The 16,860-nt window shown below is 41.2% G+C and carries 19 protein-coding genes and 1 riboswitch; of the genes, 3 read left to right on the plus strand and 16 right to left on the minus strand.

Features of this window, described 5'->3' with window-relative positions; translation table 11 throughout:
• Position 1: 1 nt before the first annotated feature.
• Both J2S05_RS06905 and yutH read right to left on the minus strand, forming a co-directional pair.
• The gene (locus tag J2S05_RS06905; RefSeq protein ID WP_306981251.1) at positions 2-1,297 is read right to left on the minus strand and encodes a homoserine dehydrogenase; all 1,296 of its coding nucleotides are present in this window, start codon (positions 1,295-1,297) and stop codon (positions 2-4) included.
• A gap of 163 nt (positions 1,298-1,460) precedes the next feature.
• The gene (gene yutH, locus J2S05_RS06910; protein WP_306981253.1) at positions 1,461-2,495 is read right to left on the minus strand and encodes a spore coat putative kinase YutH; all 1,035 of its coding nucleotides are present in this window, start codon (positions 2,493-2,495) and stop codon (positions 1,461-1,463) included.
• A 112-nt stretch (positions 2,496-2,607) separates the two neighbouring features.
• Here yutH and J2S05_RS06915 point away from each other — a divergent pair, with 112 nt between their 5' ends.
• Complete coding sequence (locus J2S05_RS06915) at positions 2,608-3,147, plus strand: phosphatidylglycerophosphatase A family protein (protein ID WP_306981255.1); 540 nt, start codon at positions 2,608-2,610, stop codon at positions 3,145-3,147.
• Here the strand turns inward: J2S05_RS06915 and J2S05_RS06920 are convergent.
• The 3 genes from J2S05_RS06920 to J2S05_RS06930 form a co-directional block, all read right to left on the minus strand.
• Positions 3,107-3,874 carry a TIGR01457 family HAD-type hydrolase gene (locus J2S05_RS06920; protein WP_306981256.1) on the minus strand — a complete coding sequence of 256 codons (768 nt, stop codon included), beginning with the start codon at positions 3,872-3,874 and terminating at the stop codon, positions 3,107-3,109. The genes J2S05_RS06915 and J2S05_RS06920 overlap by 41 nt on opposite strands.
• 56 nt (positions 3,875-3,930) lie before the next feature.
• Positions 3,931-4,566, minus strand: coding sequence for a helix-turn-helix transcriptional regulator (locus J2S05_RS06925; protein WP_306981258.1), 636 nt, complete (start codon positions 4,564-4,566; stop codon positions 3,931-3,933).
• A 65-nt stretch (positions 4,567-4,631) separates the two neighbouring features.
• Positions 4,632-5,075 carry a DUF86 domain-containing protein gene (locus J2S05_RS06930; RefSeq protein WP_306981260.1) on the minus strand — a complete coding sequence of 148 codons (444 nt, stop codon included), beginning with the start codon at positions 5,073-5,075 and terminating at the stop codon, positions 4,632-4,634.
• A gap of 80 nt (positions 5,076-5,155) precedes the next feature.
• Here J2S05_RS06930 and J2S05_RS06935 point away from each other — a divergent pair, with 80 nt between their 5' ends.
• Entirely contained in the window at positions 5,156-5,419 is a 264-nt protein-coding gene (locus J2S05_RS06935) for a hypothetical protein (RefSeq protein ID WP_306981262.1), read from the plus strand.
• A 23-nt stretch (positions 5,420-5,442) separates the two neighbouring features.
• Here the strand turns inward: J2S05_RS06935 and J2S05_RS06940 are convergent, their stop codons facing one another.
• Positions 5,443-5,757 carry a YutD family protein gene (locus tag J2S05_RS06940; protein WP_306981263.1) on the minus strand — a complete coding sequence of 105 codons (315 nt, stop codon included), beginning with the start codon at positions 5,755-5,757 and terminating at the stop codon, positions 5,443-5,445.
• Positions 5,758-5,886: 129 nt separating this feature from the next.
• Positions 5,887-6,807 (minus strand): lipoyl synthase, encoded by a 921-nt coding sequence (gene lipA / locus J2S05_RS06945; RefSeq protein ID WP_306981265.1) that lies wholly within the window; start codon positions 6,805-6,807, stop codon positions 5,887-5,889.
• Positions 6,808-6,989: 182 nt separating this feature from the next.
• On the opposite strand from lipA, the gene J2S05_RS06950 reads away from it, so the two are divergent.
• Positions 6,990-7,991 (plus strand): M23 family metallopeptidase, encoded by a 1,002-nt coding sequence (locus J2S05_RS06950; RefSeq protein ID WP_306981266.1) that lies wholly within the window; start codon positions 6,990-6,992, stop codon positions 7,989-7,991.
• A 46-nt stretch (positions 7,992-8,037) separates the two neighbouring features.
• Here the strand turns inward: J2S05_RS06950 and J2S05_RS06955 are convergent, their stop codons facing one another.
• The 9 genes from J2S05_RS06955 to J2S05_RS06995 all read right to left on the minus strand — a co-directional run bounded on the left by J2S05_RS06955 (position 8,038) and on the right by J2S05_RS06995 (position 16,722).
• Positions 8,038-8,157, minus strand: coding sequence for a methionine/alanine import family NSS transporter small subunit (locus J2S05_RS06955; protein WP_306981267.1), 120 nt, complete (start codon positions 8,155-8,157; stop codon positions 8,038-8,040).
• A complete protein-coding gene (locus J2S05_RS06960) occupies positions 8,157-9,677 on the minus strand; it encodes a sodium-dependent transporter (protein ID WP_306981269.1) in 1,521 nt (506 codons plus the stop codon). Before J2S05_RS06960 ends, J2S05_RS06955 begins: the two co-directional genes overlap by 1 nt.
• 224 nt (positions 9,678-9,901) lie before the next feature.
• Positions 9,902-11,503, minus strand: a complete 1,602-nt coding sequence (locus J2S05_RS06965) for a Na+/H+ antiporter NhaC family protein (protein ID WP_306981271.1) — start codon at positions 11,501-11,503, stop codon at positions 9,902-9,904.
• Positions 11,504-11,593: 90 nt separating this feature from the next.
• Positions 11,594-11,766: riboswitch (Lysine riboswitch) on the minus strand.
• A gap of 85 nt (positions 11,767-11,851) precedes the next feature.
• Positions 11,852-12,619 carry a sporulation protein YunB gene (yunB, locus tag J2S05_RS06970; RefSeq protein WP_306981273.1) on the minus strand — a complete coding sequence of 256 codons (768 nt, stop codon included), beginning with the start codon at positions 12,617-12,619 and terminating at the stop codon, positions 11,852-11,854.
• A 71-nt stretch (positions 12,620-12,690) separates the two neighbouring features.
• Positions 12,691-13,176 carry a dihydrofolate reductase gene (locus J2S05_RS06975; protein WP_306981275.1) on the minus strand — a complete coding sequence of 162 codons (486 nt, stop codon included), beginning with the start codon at positions 13,174-13,176 and terminating at the stop codon, positions 12,691-12,693.
• A gap of 62 nt (positions 13,177-13,238) precedes the next feature.
• Complete coding sequence (locus J2S05_RS06980) at positions 13,239-13,562, minus strand: YunC family protein (protein ID WP_306981277.1); 324 nt, start codon at positions 13,560-13,562, stop codon at positions 13,239-13,241.
• Positions 13,563-13,619: 57 nt separating this feature from the next.
• A complete protein-coding gene (locus J2S05_RS06985) occupies positions 13,620-14,984 on the minus strand; it encodes a bifunctional metallophosphatase/5'-nucleotidase (protein ID WP_306981280.1) in 1,365 nt (454 codons plus the stop codon).
• A 33-nt stretch (positions 14,985-15,017) separates the two neighbouring features.
• Positions 15,018-15,839: a sulfite exporter TauE/SafE family protein gene (locus J2S05_RS06990; RefSeq protein ID WP_306981281.1), complete on the minus strand. Its 822-nt coding sequence runs from the start codon at positions 15,837-15,839 to the stop codon at positions 15,018-15,020.
• A gap of 43 nt (positions 15,840-15,882) precedes the next feature.
• Entirely contained in the window at positions 15,883-16,722 is an 840-nt protein-coding gene (locus tag J2S05_RS06995; RefSeq protein ID WP_306981283.1) for a DUF72 domain-containing protein, read from the minus strand.
• Positions 16,723-16,860: the final 138 nt, after the last annotated feature.

Here is a 16,860-nt window from a genome sequence, read left to right on the forward strand (position 1 = left end):
GTTAATTTCCCCCTTCAACGCAATAACTGCTTTCAACTGACTCCACGACTTCAACATTTTTTAATCGCTCAAGTAGACCTTCAAATGTTTGTTTGCTTGTTTTGTGAGTGACTACAATGATTTCTGCTAGCTCTTCTCCTTCAACAGGTAATTGCAAAAGCTTTTCAAAGCTAACATCATATTCAGCAAACAAAGAAGTAATAGCAGAGAATGTACCCGTACGATCAGGCACTTTAAGTCGGATGAAATACTGTGAGTTAATCTCCTCAGAAGACTTTAACAACTTTTCATTCATCGGAGCGAGTACACTTTTCCCATTAACTCCAAGTCTCATATTCTTCATAACAGTTACTAAATCCGAGACTACAGCTGTTGCTGTTGGAAGTGAGCCAGCACCCGGTCCATAAAACATCGTCTCTCCAACGGCCTCACCATGAATGTATACAGCATTATATTCATTATGAACCGAGGACAATGGATGTTCATTTGGCAATAACGTTGGACGCACACTGACATCAATTTTTCCTTTTGTCCGATCAGCTATTCCAATTAATTTGACCGTGTAACCGAGTCGATCTGCATACTTAAGGTCCACATCAGAAATGGTGCTAATCCCTTGAACAGAGACATCATCCAGACTAATTGGAGAAGAGAATCCAAGTGTTGCAAGGATCGCCATTTTTCGTGCTGCGTCTAATCCTTCCACATCAGCAGTTGGATCGCTCTCAGCAAATCCAAGCTCTTGCGCCTGTTTTAGTACTTCATCATAAGAGCTTCCTTTTGTACTCATCTTCGTTAATATATAGTTTGTTGTTCCATTAACAATTCCCATGATTTTTGTAATGCGGTCAGCTGATAACCCGTCTGACAAGCTACGAAGGATAGGAATTCCTCCTGCTACACTTGCCTCGTAATAAAGGTCACAGTCGTTTTCAACAGCTGCTTTGAGCAGCTCGGCACCATGAATGGCCATTAAGTCTTTGTTGGCTGTTACTACGTGTTTATGATTCAAAAGAGCACGTAAGAGCCACTCCTTTGTCTGCTCGACCCCACCTATTACTTCAACGATTACATCGATGTCTTCATCATTAATTACCTCGTATGGATCTTCAGTCAAAAGAGTATCCTCAAATGAGTTCTCTCTTAACTTCTGCTTATCACGCACAAGCACCTTTTTAATCTCCACTGGGCAGCCTACTTGATGCTGCAACTCTTTTTGGTGGCGAGTAATGATAGATGCCACCCCTGTTCCTACCGTTCCAAGCCCAAGTAGTCCTACTTTTACAGACTCTGCCACAACTCCCACTCCCATCTACTCTCTAAAAATACAGTTGTATATATATACTGGACATTATAGACCTGATTCCTGCTTAAAACAAGAACCTTCTGAAAGTTTACGCACAACCTGTCTGTATATTCAAAATAAAAAACCGTTTCTATAATAGAAGCGGTTTTTCGGCTTAAAGCCAATCAACTTTAGGGAATCCAGTTGGGGTGTTCGGAAGATGTCGTTCTTGGGCAAAACGATGGAGAAATGTCTCATTCACCTTTTCATCCTCAATTAAACGTAAAAATGACTGACCAAGCTTTTGTTGTTCAATTGGAATTTGACAGCGATAATAGTCTTCAATCAATTCAAAATAATGAACAGGATATAGTAAACGTGCATACATTAACCGCCAACTATTTGCCGAGATCGATTGATGCTGTTGGTACCCTTCAAGAAAATCATGCGCTTCCTTCCAGCTTCTATCATCTGAAAGTTGTTGCCTCCTGCCACGCATCCATTCGGCAAGATCTCTCGCTGGGTGATCAAAGACAAACGCTGTAGGTGGTTTAATCATTCCACCATAAGAAGAGAGTGAGATCCACGCCTTATCAGAGAAGCGTCTGTGACAAAGCGTACCGGCCTGGTATTCATCGCCCGCTCCATCCAAATTTGTGTCCACAACGTACTGAATGGCGTTCTCGGATAATCCCATAAAATAAGGATAGGTAGTCAGGAATGTTTCATCTACTATGGTCTGAGGACCTTGCATATATAGTTGTTCATACCAATCTTCAAGCTGTTCTAATCTAGTTGTCCAGATCCTGCCCCACTGACCAAACAGCTCCTGCTGACTAACTCTTGATTGAACCTGTCTACCAAAATGATGCCATGAAGCCAAATGTTCTCCCATTTCTCTGCCGTGTCTAGGAAGTGGTTGAAGCCTCACTTGATTAGGTGCAGGCAGTTGGCATAGATACATTTCTGTGCCTTCAATTAACCCAACATTTGCTCCATGTACTGTAGGAATTAACTCTGGAACTGTCGTATCCCCGGCACCTCGTAAAAATGAAACAAATGTCATCATGTCAGTCTCTGCTGAAGCACTCTCGTCTTTTGGAAACAAAATATAAGCCTGCCCACCTGCCTCAAAACACTCATACCCATCAAGTGTAAATCGTTTTTCACTGTACAAACGATAACTATCGTAGATGTTTCGTTCAAACATAAATACCCTCCTTCCACCCTGCTTCGTTATATGTAGTCTATGACCCATTCGCATAAAATGTGTTCAGCAATCGTAGACTAGAAAAAGTAGTTTGGGATAAAGGAGCGATTGTATGAAAAAAGACAAACCAAGTGAAGAGCTTGAGACAAAAGCAAGAGAGTGGTTGCTGGCTAGAGGGGTAACTATTGACCATATCGCTGAATTAGTTCATTTCCTTCAGGTAGCCTATCATCCCACGCTAACTCTTGATTTGTGTAAAGTGAATGTAGAGCGTGTGATATCCAAAAGAGAAGTTCAAAATGCCATCCTTACTGGTATTCAACTTGATATATTAACTGAACAAAATTTACTGGAGTCTCCACTTCAAGGAATCTTAGAGAGGGACGAAGGCTTATATGGAATTGACGAAATTATTGCCCTGTCCATTGTAAATATCTATGGTTCCATTGGGTTCACTAATTACGGCTATATCGATAAATTAAAGCCGGGCATCTTAAAAGAATTAAATAATAAAACAGATGGAGCATGTCATACATTTCTTGATGATATTGTAGGTGCCATAGCAGCGGCAGCTTCAAGCAGACTGGCCCACAGTATGGAAGCAGCAGAGATTAATCAAACAGATTCCACTCAGCCAGAGATCGATGGGTGAACGTAGGTCTTACTTTTACCGATTGTAAATCTTCTTCAGATGTTACTCCTGAATAGACAAGCAATGTATCCAACCCACCATGAATACCAGCAAGAATATCTGTTTGATAATTGTCTCCGATCATAAGCGTGTCTTCAATTGTTGTGCCTAAAACGTCTATTGCTTGTTCAATGATGATGGACTCAGGTTTGCCTGCAAAAATAGGCTGTGTTTTAGATGCTGTTGCAATCGCAGCCACAATTGATCCATTTCCCGGAATTAATCCTTCTTCACTTGGAATCGCATTGTCTCCATTTGTGGCAATAAACGTGGCCCCCTGTTGAATAAGAAGCGAAGCACGTTTGATTTTCTCATACGTAACCTCACGATCGAGTCCCACCACAACGTAGTCTACACCTTGAGAAGCTTCTACATGACCTGCCTGACTTAGCGCTGCTCGTAATCCTGTTTCACCGATGATATAGACTCGAGCGTTGGGCTTCTGTTCACTTAAGTAAGCAGCCGTTGCCATGCCTGAGGTAAAAACATGCTTTTCATCAGCTGGTACAGAAAACCCACGTAAGTGAGATGCAACCGCCTCTGGTGTTTTGGTAGAATTATTTGTGACAAAAAGATACGGTAGATTTCTTTTCTTTAGTTCATGTACAAAGGCAACGGCTTCTGGTATAGCCGTTCCGCCTCTATACATTGTTCCATCTAGGTCAATCAAATAGCCTTTGTAGCTCATACGTATGCTCCTCTCGCTCAAAACAAGCCGCCCATTATTGGACGGCTTGTTTTGGCTTATGTTGTTTGTTTCTTAATCGTATAGATACAGTGTGCGTCTCCATTTTCCGCCATACAGGTATCGCGCTCTACTTCATCCGTACCAAGCAGCTCCTTAAACAGACGTTTCTCACAGGTACATGCAATTGGATACGATTTAGCAACTTGAGCAATGGGACAGTTATATTCAATAAATTGGAAAGAACCATCTTCCTTTTCGTTCCATTCAACCATGTATCCCTGTTCATTCTGTATTGTAGCGAGTGCTTCCACGCGTTCACTCAAATCTCCTGTCACCATAGGTTTATAGGATTGGTGAAGCCTTGTATGACGTTTCTCAAACAACTGATTAATGGTTTCTGCTCCGTACATGGAGCGTAAATCCTCTAAAAAACCTAAAGACAAATGACTATAGTTTCGTGGAAAGTTTTCACTGCCCAAGTCAGTCAGATAGTATTTATGAACAGGTCGGCCCATCGTTTGACGCACGACACGAGACGTGATGAGTTGTTCTTCTTCCAACCCACGTAAGTGACGCCTAACAGCCATCTCTGTGATATTTAGTTCCGCAGCAAGCTCTGCTGTAGTCAGCTCGTGCCAACGCTTTAACAGTGTTAATACGGTTGAGCGAGTCGAAGTTGTTTGGTCTCTCATTCCGTCCACCACCTTACGTTCATTGTAAGCGATGGATGTTCTTTTTGTAAAATAACAGGACTTGATCAGTCTTTTGGAAGGAAAGCAGATACAGGTCCAAGCTCGTTTTCTATATACGTGCGGACATTCATTGGAAAATCCGTTAATGCTTGCTTTTGATGTTGAAGGATCTCATATAATTGGTCATGATCTATTTTCCCCGAAGGTTGAATGATGTCTTTTCTACACTCTAAAACCACTTTAAGTGACTCGCCATTATCATGACTGATAACTTTTTCGTCAACAAGTATATCCACAATATCAGCATAGCTGCCCGGGTCACGCATAATAAATCCATCAATAATATTATTGCCAACATCAATTATGGATTCAATCAACATATAACACACACGTTCGAGAGCCAGATCCTGTATGGCATCCTCTCTCTTTTTAAGCTTTTCCAATAACAGAAAAAGCGACTCCATATAGTTCAGGGTCGTATCAATTGTTTTTCGATCAACAAAATACATGACTTTGCCATCCTTTCATCTGTAAGCGTGCTCAATAAAACGTAATGGCTAAGGGCACCCTAGAAAGTAGGAGGTGTCGTATGGCCAAGAAACCAGATCAACCTGATTATCATGACTTCAAAAACGTTGAAGACATGCACAATTATATCATTCCAGAAGGTACACCCGAAGGTCCCTATGGTTCGCCAATTGGTAAGCATACACCCGTTGAGGGAAAAAGCACCGAGTGGGAACATGGGCAGCGAACGTACAGCGCCTTTAATTATGTAAATAAGGACCTGCATCAGCATACTCCTCGGAAGTATCCTGGCCATCATCCTCCACATGATTCCTCATCAAAATGAAGTCAGCATGAATTAGAGAGGGCTTATTTGCCCTCTTTTTGCTTATTTTTGCCCTTCTCTGTACGCTTTTTCACACGCTTCAAAACAAAATACGCACAACCAAAATTACAGTATTCATATAAATAATCAGGAAGTGTGCTTATTTTTGAATCATAGGTTGATTTTTTATGTTTATCCTCAAAAAAACCTCTAAGCCTTAACTGGTTATAACCCCAGTCGCCAACAATATAGTCGTATTTATTTAAAATATCGCTGTACCGCGATTTGAAGGCTTCTTCATCCCATCCTTGCTTAATATCCTCAACCAATTCAAATTGAAGTTCTTGAATTGTAACCATCGCGCACACCTCACGTTTCTTTTTTTCATTGTATCACAAGCATACATTGGCAGGAAATGATCTATTAAGACATAAAAACAGATAGCTAACGTGTATGACCACACGAGCTATCTGCTCATTCAACTCATCTTATTTAACAGCCGTTTCATTTTGAACTTTTTTCGCCTCTTCATTTACTTGAGCTTGGTTCACTTGCTCATCCGCATGATAGGAAGAACGGACTAATGGACCAGCTTCACAATGACTGAAACCTTTGCTCATGGCAATTTCGCGTAACTCTGCAAACTCATCCGGGTGGTAATATTTCTGTACCTTCAAATGTTTCTTTGTTGGCTGAAGATACTGACCAATCGTCATGATGTTCACATTATTTGCACGCAAGTCATCCATGGTTTCAATGATTTCTTCCTTTGTTTCGCCAAGACCAATCATTAAGCTTGATTTGGTTGGAATATCCTCATGCATTTCTTTTGCACGACGAAGAAATTCAAGCGTGCGATCATAGGTTGCACGCGCACGAACTCTTGGTGAAAGTCTGCGAACCGTTTCAATATTATGATTCATGATATTTGGTCGCGCTCCCATTAATGTACGCAAGCTCTCTTCATTACCTAACATATCTGATGGTAAGACTTCAATTGTACAAAATGGATTCTTGCGACGAATCGCTCGAACCGTCTCTGCAAATACTTCTGCTCCGCCATCCTTTAGATCATCTCTTGCAACGGCTGTAATGACCACGTGCTTCAGCCCCATATCACCCACTGAATCAGCCACGCGTTCTGGCTCTTCTAAATCAAGCTCGGTTGGAAGACCTGTTTTAACCGCACAGAAGCGACAGGCCCTTGTACAGATATCCCCAAGGATCATAAATGTAGCTGTCTTTCTTACAGCCCAGCATTCATGAATGTTTGGACATCGCGCTTCCTCACACACCGTATGTAGTTTTTTCTCACGCATCATCTTCTTTAGACCTTTATAGGAATCATTAGTATTAAGCTTGATTTTAAGCCATTCTGGCTTGCGAATATGCTCCTCTTTCTTTGACAACCTATTCACCATCCTTACTAATCACATCTATTTTTGTATCTATTCTCATTATTACTTTATCATGAACCCATTCAATAGCCAAATCACACTTTTTAAAAATTCCCAAAGTTTCTCTGCAATATTTTTTCCTTGTCCGCTCAAACTACTGACAAACCCCTATTTTTGGAAGGAGCAGTTTATTTATGCACCGCAACCGTCTTTTTTTTATCGTACTCACTATTTTACTCTGCGTTCAATGGCTGCTTCCTCAAACAGGACATGCAGCAGAACAGACAGACACAACCTATGAAGATCGATTCACCCTCTACAAAACGACAGAGACACTTACAAACGTTCCATGGTATTACCTTGCAGCTGTAGATACGTACGAACGAGGACTTAGAAAGGCTCTTCGCGACAGAGATGAGGAGCAAGGACTTATCTCCATTTTCTATTCTCCTTCTCAATGGGCAGGTCCCCTAAATCCTGACTTGGGAGATACCAATCCTTTATCGATTAGCGTGTTTGGTGGGGTTGGTATGGATGGGGATGGAGATGGGATTGCAGATCGGTTTAATGATGCTGATATTTTATATACATTCGCTCATTTTCTAGAAAAATACGGATTTAAACAAGAAGATATGCGCATTGCCCTTTGGGAGTATTATAAGCGCGAGCAATCCGTTAACATTGTGCAATCACATGCCAAGACGTATAAAACCTTTGGCCATCTTGACCTCCATAAACATAGCTTTGTAATGCCACTACACGCAAACTATAGTTATCGAAGCACATGGGGAGCTAAACGTGGCTGGGGTGGACGTCGAATACATGAAGGCACTGATTTATTCGCAGGCTACGGTGTCCCTATTCAGTCCGCTTCTTATGGAACAGTTGAGCTAATTGGCTGGAACAATTATGGCGGATGGAGAGTAGGTATCCGTGATTTGGATAACAACTACCATTATTACGCCCACCTTAGCGGCTTCGAAAAAGGCTTAAAAAAAGGGGATGTCGTTAAAGCTGGTCAAGTTGTCGGGTACTGCGGAAGCTCCGGATATGGAAAACCAGGTACACAAGGCAAATTCCCTCCGCACCTTCACTATGGAATGTATCGAGATAATGGTGTAACCGAATGGTCCTTTGATCCCTATCCTCTGCTAAAAAGCTGGGAGAGACAGGCGTATAAGGATAGGAAGAAATAACTTCCTAAAAAAGAGGAGCTATCCACATTGGGACAGCTCCTTTTGTTTATTTATTTTCAGCTTCTCTTCGTTTTGTTGCTTTCTTAGCATTCATAATACTGAAGATCAAACCGCCCCAAACAATAGAGGTACTTAGAATAAGCATGACAATTGCACTTGTACTCATTAGTCATCCTTCCCTTCTTGAATCTCTTTCACAGTTAAAGTATTTTTTCCGGTTTGCCATTTTAATGCTGTTACAACAAATCCGAAGACAACCACTAACACAGCCACACTCCAACCAAATGTGAGTAAGAATCCAGTTGATAGATCTTCATAATTACTCGTTAGATTTGTGTAAAGATTTTGTACAAACATTACTCCTAGAATAACTGGAGTTACAATCATTAAGCAGAATGTCCACCAGCTTCCGATTCTGAAGTCAGATACACGGTTCGTATGATCTTTGATTTCAGGAAGCTTACGAAGTACCCAGCCCATCGCAACTACAGATACTAAACCAGAAACAGCAACACCGAAGTTATTAATGAAATAATCAACTGCATCTAAAATATTTACTCCATTTTGTGTAGCAAAAAGTAATGAAATAAGCGCAGAAAGTCCTCCACCAAACAATACGGCTTTCGTACGGCTTACATTGAATTTATCTTGAATACCTGCCACATACGTTTCTACAATAGAAATTAATGAGGTGATTCCTGCAAGAACCAAACATCCAAAGAAAAGAACGCCGAAGAACTCATTAAATGCTGGGAATGTATTTATAATTTCCGGGAAGACCACAAAAGCAAGACCAACTCCACCTTGTGCTACTTCATCAACTCCCACGCCGCTTGATACAGCCATAAATCCTAATACAGCAAATACTCCAATCCCCGCTAGAATTTCAAAGCCAGAGTTACTGAAAGCTGTAATAAAAGCATTATTATTAATATCTGCTTTCTTAGGTAAATAACTCGCGTACGTAATCATAATGGCAAAAGCTACAGATAAACTAAAGAAAATATGGCCATAAGCAGCTACCCAAACTTTTGGATTTGCAAGACCTTCCCAATCTGGTCTGAAGAAAGCATCTAAGCCTAACCCAGCCCCTTCAAGAGTTAATGCACGAATAACTATACATAAGAACATGAGAATTAAGGTTGGAATCAGAACGCGGTTCGCAAGCTCAATTCCTTTTTTTACTCCTTTAAATAAAACCCCTAATGTTACAGCCCATACGATTAATAAAGGAATTAACACGCCCGGAACTAAAGAACCTAGATAACCCGTTGTATCGGTCTCCTGCAAAAAGTCCGTCATTAAAAATGTTCCTGGATCATTTCCCCAACTTAAATTAAACGAAAAATAAGTATATGAGATCGCCCATGCAATGATAACAGAATAATAAGTCGAGATGACAAATGCTATCCCAACCTGCCACCATCCTAACCATTCTGCTTTTTTATTAATTCGGGCATATGTTAATGGAGATGATCCACGGAATCGCTGCCCCATCGTAAATTCCATAATTAAAATCGGAATCCCCGCTGTTAATAATGCAAAGAGATAAGGAATTAAAAAAGCTCCTCCTCCATTCTCATATGCTACATAAGGGAACCTCCAGATATTCCCTAGACCTACTGCTGAACCAATTGCTGCTAATATAAAGCCTGCTCTTGACCCCCATTGTTCTCTTTCTGCCATACTCTTCCAATCTCCCTTCGTCTCGTTCAACAACATCCGTCTACTTTAGTCAAAATGATCTGATAATTCAATGTAGACACCAAATATGAACATTCAACGTGTTTCGATCTTTTTTATTGTCAGTTATACATTATAGACATGCCTTTAAGCAGTTGTCAAAGTTAGTTCTAGCCAATTCCTTTATACCAAAAAGGGTGCCCCTAAGGACACCCTCCCATCCATATCTAAGACTGCTGCGTTCGTTTAATGACCCATGCTAGGATAAACAGTACCACAATCGAGATAAAGAAAGCAGCAATGGTTCCTAATAAAGGAAGAAGGACAAAGCCAATAGCCGCTGCTATGGCAGCTAGTATTGCATATGGAAGCTGTGTTAGTACATGATCAATGTGATGGCTTCCTGATCCAGCTGCTGAAAGGATCGTCGTATCAGAGATAGGCGACACATGGTCTCCGAAAATTGAACCAGCCAAAACAGCTGCAAGCATTGGCAGTAATAACGAGCTGTCTACATTGGCACCCATATCCCCTGCGATCGGCAAAAGAATAGCAAACGTGCCCCATGAAGTCCCAGTGGAGACAGCTGAGATACCTGCGATAATAAAGAGCATAACCGGAAGTAAAAATGGCGGAATCCCATCTTCTACTAACGATGCTAAATACGCACCCGTTCCAAGACTGTCAATAATAGAGCTAATTGTCCATGCTAGGAGTAAAATAAGCACGGCTGGCAACATGGACTTAGCCCCAGCTTTAGCAACAGTCCAAACATCCTTTGCAGTTGGTTTGGTCAGAAGTGTACATATTAAAGCCGATAATAAGCCAATGATCGCTCCATATAAGAGAGAACGAGAAATATCAGCAAACTCTAGAATCGACAACGCCGTTACTGCTTCTCCCTCATCTTGTGCTCCAGCCATACCTGTTAGGACTAGAGAGCCGACTGTTACTACTACAAGTGTCAAAATCGGCAAAATCAGATTAATAATTTTACCTTGTTGCTCACCTGCTCCTGTTTCAGCAGAACCTTCAGGCTCTCCCTTCGCAAGGTCGTAAAGAACACCTTCTCTTATAGCTAAATCCTCATGCTTCTTCATTAATCCAAAGTCAAACTTATACAATGCCACAATAAACACCATCGCTAAAGCGGTCATGGCATAAAGGTTCATTGGAATCATCATCAAAAACGCTTGGAAAGCTCCATACTCTGTGACGCTGTTTTTATCTAAGATTCCAGCAATAATAGTGATAATATAGGCTCCCCAACTAGACAGAGGAACAATCACACATATTGGAGCAGCTGTAGAATCAACATAGTAGGCAAGCTTGGCTCTTGATATTCGATGTCGATCCGTTACCGGGCGGCTCACATTTCCTACAGTTAAGCTGTTAAAATAATCATCAATAAAAATAATAAAACCTAAAAAAATTGGTAAAAGCTGTGCACCCGTTCGAGTTTTGATTCGTTTTACAGCCCATTCTCCAAAAGCAGTACCTCCTCCCGAGAACGAGATAAAGGAAGCGACCATGCCTAGAAAAATAAGAAAGAGAAGAATAAAGAACTCCCAATCATTTATCGCAAATCCACTGTCAACGATACCTGCCCAAATTCCGCTCACTGTGACAGGCTCAGCCACCTCATAACTTAAAAATAGGGAACTAAAAACATGAAGTAGCTCTACTGCTGCTTTTGTGACCGAAAAGTCATACAGCATTAATGCCCCAAGTAAAATACTGACCCCTAATGACAGTAAAACCCTACGCGTAAGAATAACTAAGATAAGAGCAAGAAGAGGAGGAATAATAGAATAAATCGATTCAACCATGTATACCTATTCCTTTCTATTTCAATTTACAAAAATAAGGGCCATCATGGATATCCCATGATGGCCCTCTACAAGCAAAAGCACCCAAACATTGATGATAGTCCTCCACAGCCGTAAAGCTGTGACAGTCCAGTATTTCTTAAACACTGACCCAATAGAATCCATCTGCAAATCGATCCTATTTCGGCGAACCTTCCTTTTTGTTACTCTCATCGCTACCGCTCAACTAACATACTGATAAGATTCGCGCCTCTACCCCATATGATATGAGGTTTTTGCTATTTAATTAAAATCAACTTGTTTACCTTATCATAAAGCATATAGGAAGATCAATAGCTATCAGGCAATCTAATCCACTGATTCTTCCACTGATTCAGGTGGTACAACTGGTGCCGGCATGATCGCTCCACCACCACCCTGCATATAGTAATTAGGAACGGGTCCATTAATCACCGAAAACCCTGCAGGTAAGGTTACACTAATGGTATCTGTTGTAATCGCAAACGGGATAATGACTTCTACATCAATATCAATTTCAATATTTAATGATACCCGTGTACTATTGATGTTCACCGGTTCTACTTTATCACTCATATTCACTTTTACATGACTGATCGTTTGAAAGCGAACAGGAATGGTAGGTCCCAAATCAGCTAGTAATGAGTTATTTAAGGCGCGTCCAAGTGGGATCTCATAGAGAATGGCACTATCACCTTCTACGACTTTTTCCCCTTCACGATTTAGATGTCCAGCCTTTAACAATTCAAGCTGATCATGCACTTCCGTTAAGGTCTCACCCAGGATTCGATTATATTCTCCCGCATCAAAACTGAGCATTGATACATACCCTGTCTCTTCTTTTTCAATGACTAACAACTGGTCCATATCAATAATTTGTCCAAGCTTATTATTTAATGCGCCTTCAAGCGAATGAGTCGCAATGTTCTTTAGCTCCACCTTAGCAATTTGTGTTAGGACCGGACGGATCTTTTGGTCTATCAGCCAAATCCCCTGGTACGTCATAACAATAAAGATGAATGTTGATAGCAAGAGAACATACCGAAACGGCAATGGACCCTTTTGCTTTGTGCGTCGAATGGGACGTCTTTTGATCATACCAAATTCCCCCTCCTGTATTATCTCTATGCAGAGAGGAGGGGGTTTTGACCTGTTATCTTTGAACAACCTTAGACTCGGTCATAAACCTCGTACTGATGTTTATGGATGTTCTTTTCATCCACCACACCTTCACGACTTGATACTAACTTCCAATCTTCCTCTGGCACTTCAGGGAAGAAGGTATCCCCATTAAAGACTCCTTCAATACGAGTTACATACATCCGGTCTGCCTTATCCATAAATAGTTTAAATAGCTCTGTGCCACCAATGACAAAGATCTCTTCATTATGGTCAAATAACGTTTCTGCTTCTTCGACTGTATGTACGACTTCACACCCCTCGGCTTCATAGGCCGTGTTACGTGTCACAACGATATTACGGCGATGTGGTAGAGGTTTCTTACCTAGTGAATCAAAGGTTTTTCGCCCCATCACAATCGTGTGATGTTTTGTCGTGTCTTTAAAAAATTGAAAATCTGCTGGCAAATGCCAAGGAAGGTCATTGTTCTTCCCTATTGCTCGTTCTTCATCCATTGCAAATATAAAGGAAATCATTTGTCTTACTCCTCCGTCTCTCATTTAGCTTGTCTATTTTGTCGCCAAGCAAGGAAAAATCCTCACTCGGCACTTGGTGAAATCCCATGTAAAAGCAGCATGGCATCTCTGCCTATGGTTCCTTTTTTGACACCCTTTTCTTCGGCTGCCAAGGTCACTGATTCAAGAGGTGCATCTAACAGCTGATCGATAGTTCGTACTCCAACGGCTCGACCTGCCAAAATGCCTCTTTCTTTCAGCTTTTCATTTAACAAGCCAACATCCAGTGCTCCACACATAATATACCCATCATCACCTGTCACAGCCATAAAATTCGTTTTCGGAAGTTTCACTGTGATAGCTATAAATCCAATGCCCTCTATCGTAATCGGTTGAACCTCAATCATGGTGAACACCCCTTTCTCCCTATCCTATGGATGTTAGGAGTGGGGTGTTCCTTCATTTTATAACTGATTAAGCTTCCAAGCGAGAATATCCCTTAAAAATTCAGGCATCAGATATGCTTTGTTTTCTGAATCGGTTAATTCAGGATATAAGAATCCAAATGTATACATATCCAAGGTCGCGAGTTCATACTCTGCATCAAGCTGGAGCGGTTTACCTAGGACTTGAATGGATGTGACCTTTTCTTCATTCTTTGGGTCATATTCAACGGATATCCCAGTATAGATCATTTTGCCAAGCACCTGGCCACGGAATCCAAAGCCTTTTAGTTCTAAGTTTATTAATTCAAAGCTTGATGCTCTCTCAATCGTTGTCTTTAGCTCTTTGCCTGTTAATCGAATCACGCATGGATTAATAGGATGTGGACAAATCTGGTGAATAGCCCCTCTTGATAACATCCCTTTTGGTAAGTCACTAAGTAACACTCCTGCGTTTAACATCCCAATAGATGTTCCGCACCATTCTGTTAAGCCATCACAGATCAATCGACTGGCCTTTGTTTCCTTAAACCAATCAACGGGCAACTCTTCAGGAAGTGTCGCCAGTGGTTGCTCAAGAATTTGATCCGCACGTTGTTTGGCCTGATCAAGGTATACCATCGTCTCATCGTCAGCCGCCATATCTTTCGCTTCATGTAACAGTGCATCCGCAGAACATACGGTATGTGCTTCATCAAACTCTAACGTAATTTCACCGAGATAATGACCATGTTTCCCAGCCTGAACAATAAGTGTGTCCTTAATTTTCTCTCCATGCTCCAACACATGATGAGTGTGTGCACCAACAATCACATCAATACCATCAATGGTCTCAGCAATTTTCTCATCCTTAAATAATCCAAGATGAGATAATAGAATGACGACATCTACCTGAGGTTTTAATTGCTTCACTTGTTCTTCAATACATGCGTTCAGATCAAGCACGTTCCAACCTAGCTTCTCATAAAAATGAGAGAGTGGGGCTGTGACTCCAAATAGTCCAACCTTAATCCCATTAGCCATTGTTGTAATAACAGAAGGGGCTGACCAGCTTGGTTGCTGACCCGTTACTTCTGTTAAATTCGCAAGTAAGATAGGGAATTCTGCTTTCTCATACAACTTGTCTAGCTGTTCCTTTGAAAAGGTCACGCCTTCGTTATTACCAATCGTTGCATAATCAACACCGGCAATATTTAATAACTCAATATTAGCCTGACCATCTGTTGCTTCTGTAATAGGATGACTTCTATCCGCGTGGTCACCCAGGTCCAAAAAAAGTGTGTCCTGTGTACGATGTTCCTTTACATAACGAACAATGCCTGGCCAATGATGAAAATCACTATGAATATCATTCGTATGAAAAAGAGTGAGATGCTTCTGTCCCATAACTGATCCCCCTCTCTAGCTTAGTTTTTCTCTTTACCCATTTATCCCTTGAAATATTAAACGGATGGCGATAATCACCATAAAAATACGCAAAATATAAATTAATCGATCACTTGAAATCCGGCGATTAATGGCTGCTCCAAGCTGCCCACCAAACCACGCACCTGGAACTAGTGCTAAAGCATAAAGCCAGTTAACATGACCTGCAGCCATATGAGAAATCGAACCAATAAATGCCGAGACCAATATGACAAACATTGACGTAGCTACTGCCAGGTGAGCCGGAAATCCAAATAAAATGATCATAATTGGCACCATTAACGCTCCTCCACCTACCCCAAAAAGGCTGGAGATAATACCAACAAAAAAACTAAGTACGATTGCAAATACCGGCTGATAGCCATATGTAAATTCCTTACCATCACGATCAAGAACAGTACGTTTATATCCTTTTGGACGAATCGGCATCGGCTTCAAATATTTTCTGATAAAAAAAGTGAACGCAACAACTAGCATAAATATACCAAAATACATTAAAAAGTCATCTGTGTTTACAGCTCGGTTAATAATAACTCCACAAATGGCCCCTGGTACAATACCGATTGAAAAGATTGCACCACTTTTAAAATCAATCGTTTTCTGCTTGGCATAAGCCAGTGTAGACGAAATCCCTGTAAAAATCATAATTAATAATGATGTGCCCGCAGCAACCTGTGGTGTCACATCACGCAGAATTGGCAAAATCCCATCTAACGTTAATAGGGCCGGTACAACAATAATGCCTCCACCAAGACCCATTAAACTACCTACCGTACCTGCTGCCAAGCCTACAACTACTAATAACAACCAACCCATTGTGACAACCCTTCTTACTCAAGTATGTTATTTTTCTTCTGCGTCAATCAAACAAGTCAAGCTGACGGGGTGCCAAACCTTCATACGTAATCCCAAGAGATTGAATGAGCTGTTTCGCATTATCAGCCGCATCTCCGCCAGAATTATTATTAAAGATGACATAGATGTCCTTACATTGCTTACTTAATTCTAATACATGTTGACGCCATTCATCCAGTTCAGCTTCATTATAACGATAAAGATACCGAACTTCCCGCCATTTTCCGTCCTTTGTATCATTCCATCCATAGACATTTCGTCCATGCAGTCGGACTAATGTTTTCTCTGAATGTGTGGGATGAAGGACCGTCGGAATCGAACCATTACCCGCCTGAGGTTCATCACAAATGGAATGAATCCAGCCCTCCTGTTCCATAAAAGAAAGAGTACGCTCCTTCATCGACTTACTAAACCAGCTTTGGTTGCGGAACTCTAATGCAACGGGATATCCATGTAACTTCTCCTTCACATAGCGTACCCATTGAACATTCTCTTTACGACAATCAAACCATGGTGGAAACTGACAAAGCACCATGGAGAGCTTTGGACCTAATGGCTGTAAGGAATCAATAAAAGCCTCAAACATAGCTTCTTTATCTTCAAACGGACCAAACCCTGATTGATGGCCTGTCATGCACTGATAGGCTTTCACAATAAACGAAAAAGACTCCGGTGTCTCACTCGCCCACTTCGCCATCGTGCGCTCCGGTTGCACTGCATAAAAGGAAGAATCCAGCTCCACAATCGGAAAATGGCCCGCATAGGTTCCCAGCTTCTCCGAGCTCGGTGTTCCTTCATATAATGAATCATGATCCCCCCAGCCAGTTAATCCGATGTAGATCATACTCGTAGCCCCTTTGTCTTGAATGTATGTATAGATAGAAGAAAAGCGAATCCGCAGGGACTCGCTTTAGACTCTCAAATTCATCCATCGTATGTAAGTGACTTAATCATAATACTCTTTTTTCTTTGGAGCAAGCAT

This window comes from Alkalicoccobacillus murimartini (assembly GCF_030813245.1).
GTDB lineage: Bacteria > Bacillota > Bacilli > Bacillales > Bacillaceae_D > Alkalicoccobacillus > Alkalicoccobacillus murimartini.

Bases quoted from the DNA above. Each gene is read 5' to 3' on its own strand.
- yutH (WP_306981253.1), bottom strand. From the start codon at position 2,495: ATGTTTGAACGAAACATCTACGATAGTTATCGTTTGTACAGTGAAAAA.
- J2S05_RS06915 (WP_306981255.1), top strand. From the start codon at position 2,608: ATGAAAAAAGACAAACCAAGTGAAGAGCTTGAGACAAAAGCAAGAGAG.
- J2S05_RS06920 (WP_306981256.1), bottom strand. From the start codon at position 3,874: ATGAGCTACAAAGGCTATTTGATTGACCTAGATGGAACAATGTATAGA.
- J2S05_RS06925 (WP_306981258.1), bottom strand. From the start codon at position 4,566: ATGAGAGACCAAACAACTTCGACTCGCTCAACCGTATTAACACTGTTA.
- J2S05_RS06930 (WP_306981260.1), bottom strand. From the start codon at position 5,075: ATGTATTTTGTTGATCGAAAAACAATTGATACGACCCTGAACTATATG.
- J2S05_RS06935 (WP_306981262.1), top strand. From the start codon at position 5,156: ATGGCCAAGAAACCAGATCAACCTGATTATCATGACTTCAAAAACGTT.
- J2S05_RS06940 (WP_306981263.1), bottom strand. From the start codon at position 5,757: ATGGTTACAATTCAAGAACTTCAATTTGAATTGGTTGAGGATATTAAG.
- J2S05_RS06950 (WP_306981266.1), top strand. From the start codon at position 6,990: ATGCACCGCAACCGTCTTTTTTTTATCGTACTCACTATTTTACTCTGC.
- J2S05_RS06955 (WP_306981267.1), bottom strand. From the start codon at position 8,157: ATGAGTACAAGTGCAATTGTCATGCTTATTCTAAGTACCTCTATTGTT.
- J2S05_RS06960 (WP_306981269.1), bottom strand. From the start codon at position 9,677: ATGGCAGAAAGAGAACAATGGGGGTCAAGAGCAGGCTTTATATTAGCA.
- J2S05_RS06965 (WP_306981271.1), bottom strand. From the start codon at position 11,503: ATGGTTGAATCGATTTATTCTATTATTCCTCCTCTTCTTGCTCTTATC.
- yunB (WP_306981273.1), bottom strand. From the start codon at position 12,619: ATGATCAAAAGACGTCCCATTCGACGCACAAAGCAAAAGGGTCCATTG.
- J2S05_RS06975 (WP_306981275.1), bottom strand. From the start codon at position 13,176: ATGATTTCCTTTATATTTGCAATGGATGAAGAACGAGCAATAGGGAAG.
- J2S05_RS06980 (WP_306981277.1), bottom strand. From the start codon at position 13,562: ATGATTGAGGTTCAACCGATTACGATAGAGGGCATTGGATTTATAGCT.
- J2S05_RS06985 (WP_306981280.1), bottom strand. From the start codon at position 14,984: ATGGGACAGAAGCATCTCACTCTTTTTCATACGAATGATATTCATAGT.
- J2S05_RS06990 (WP_306981281.1), bottom strand. From the start codon at position 15,839: ATGGGTTGGTTGTTATTAGTAGTTGTAGGCTTGGCAGCAGGTACGGTA.
- J2S05_RS06995 (WP_306981283.1), bottom strand. From the start codon at position 16,722: ATGATCTACATCGGATTAACTGGCTGGGGGGATCATGATTCATTATAT.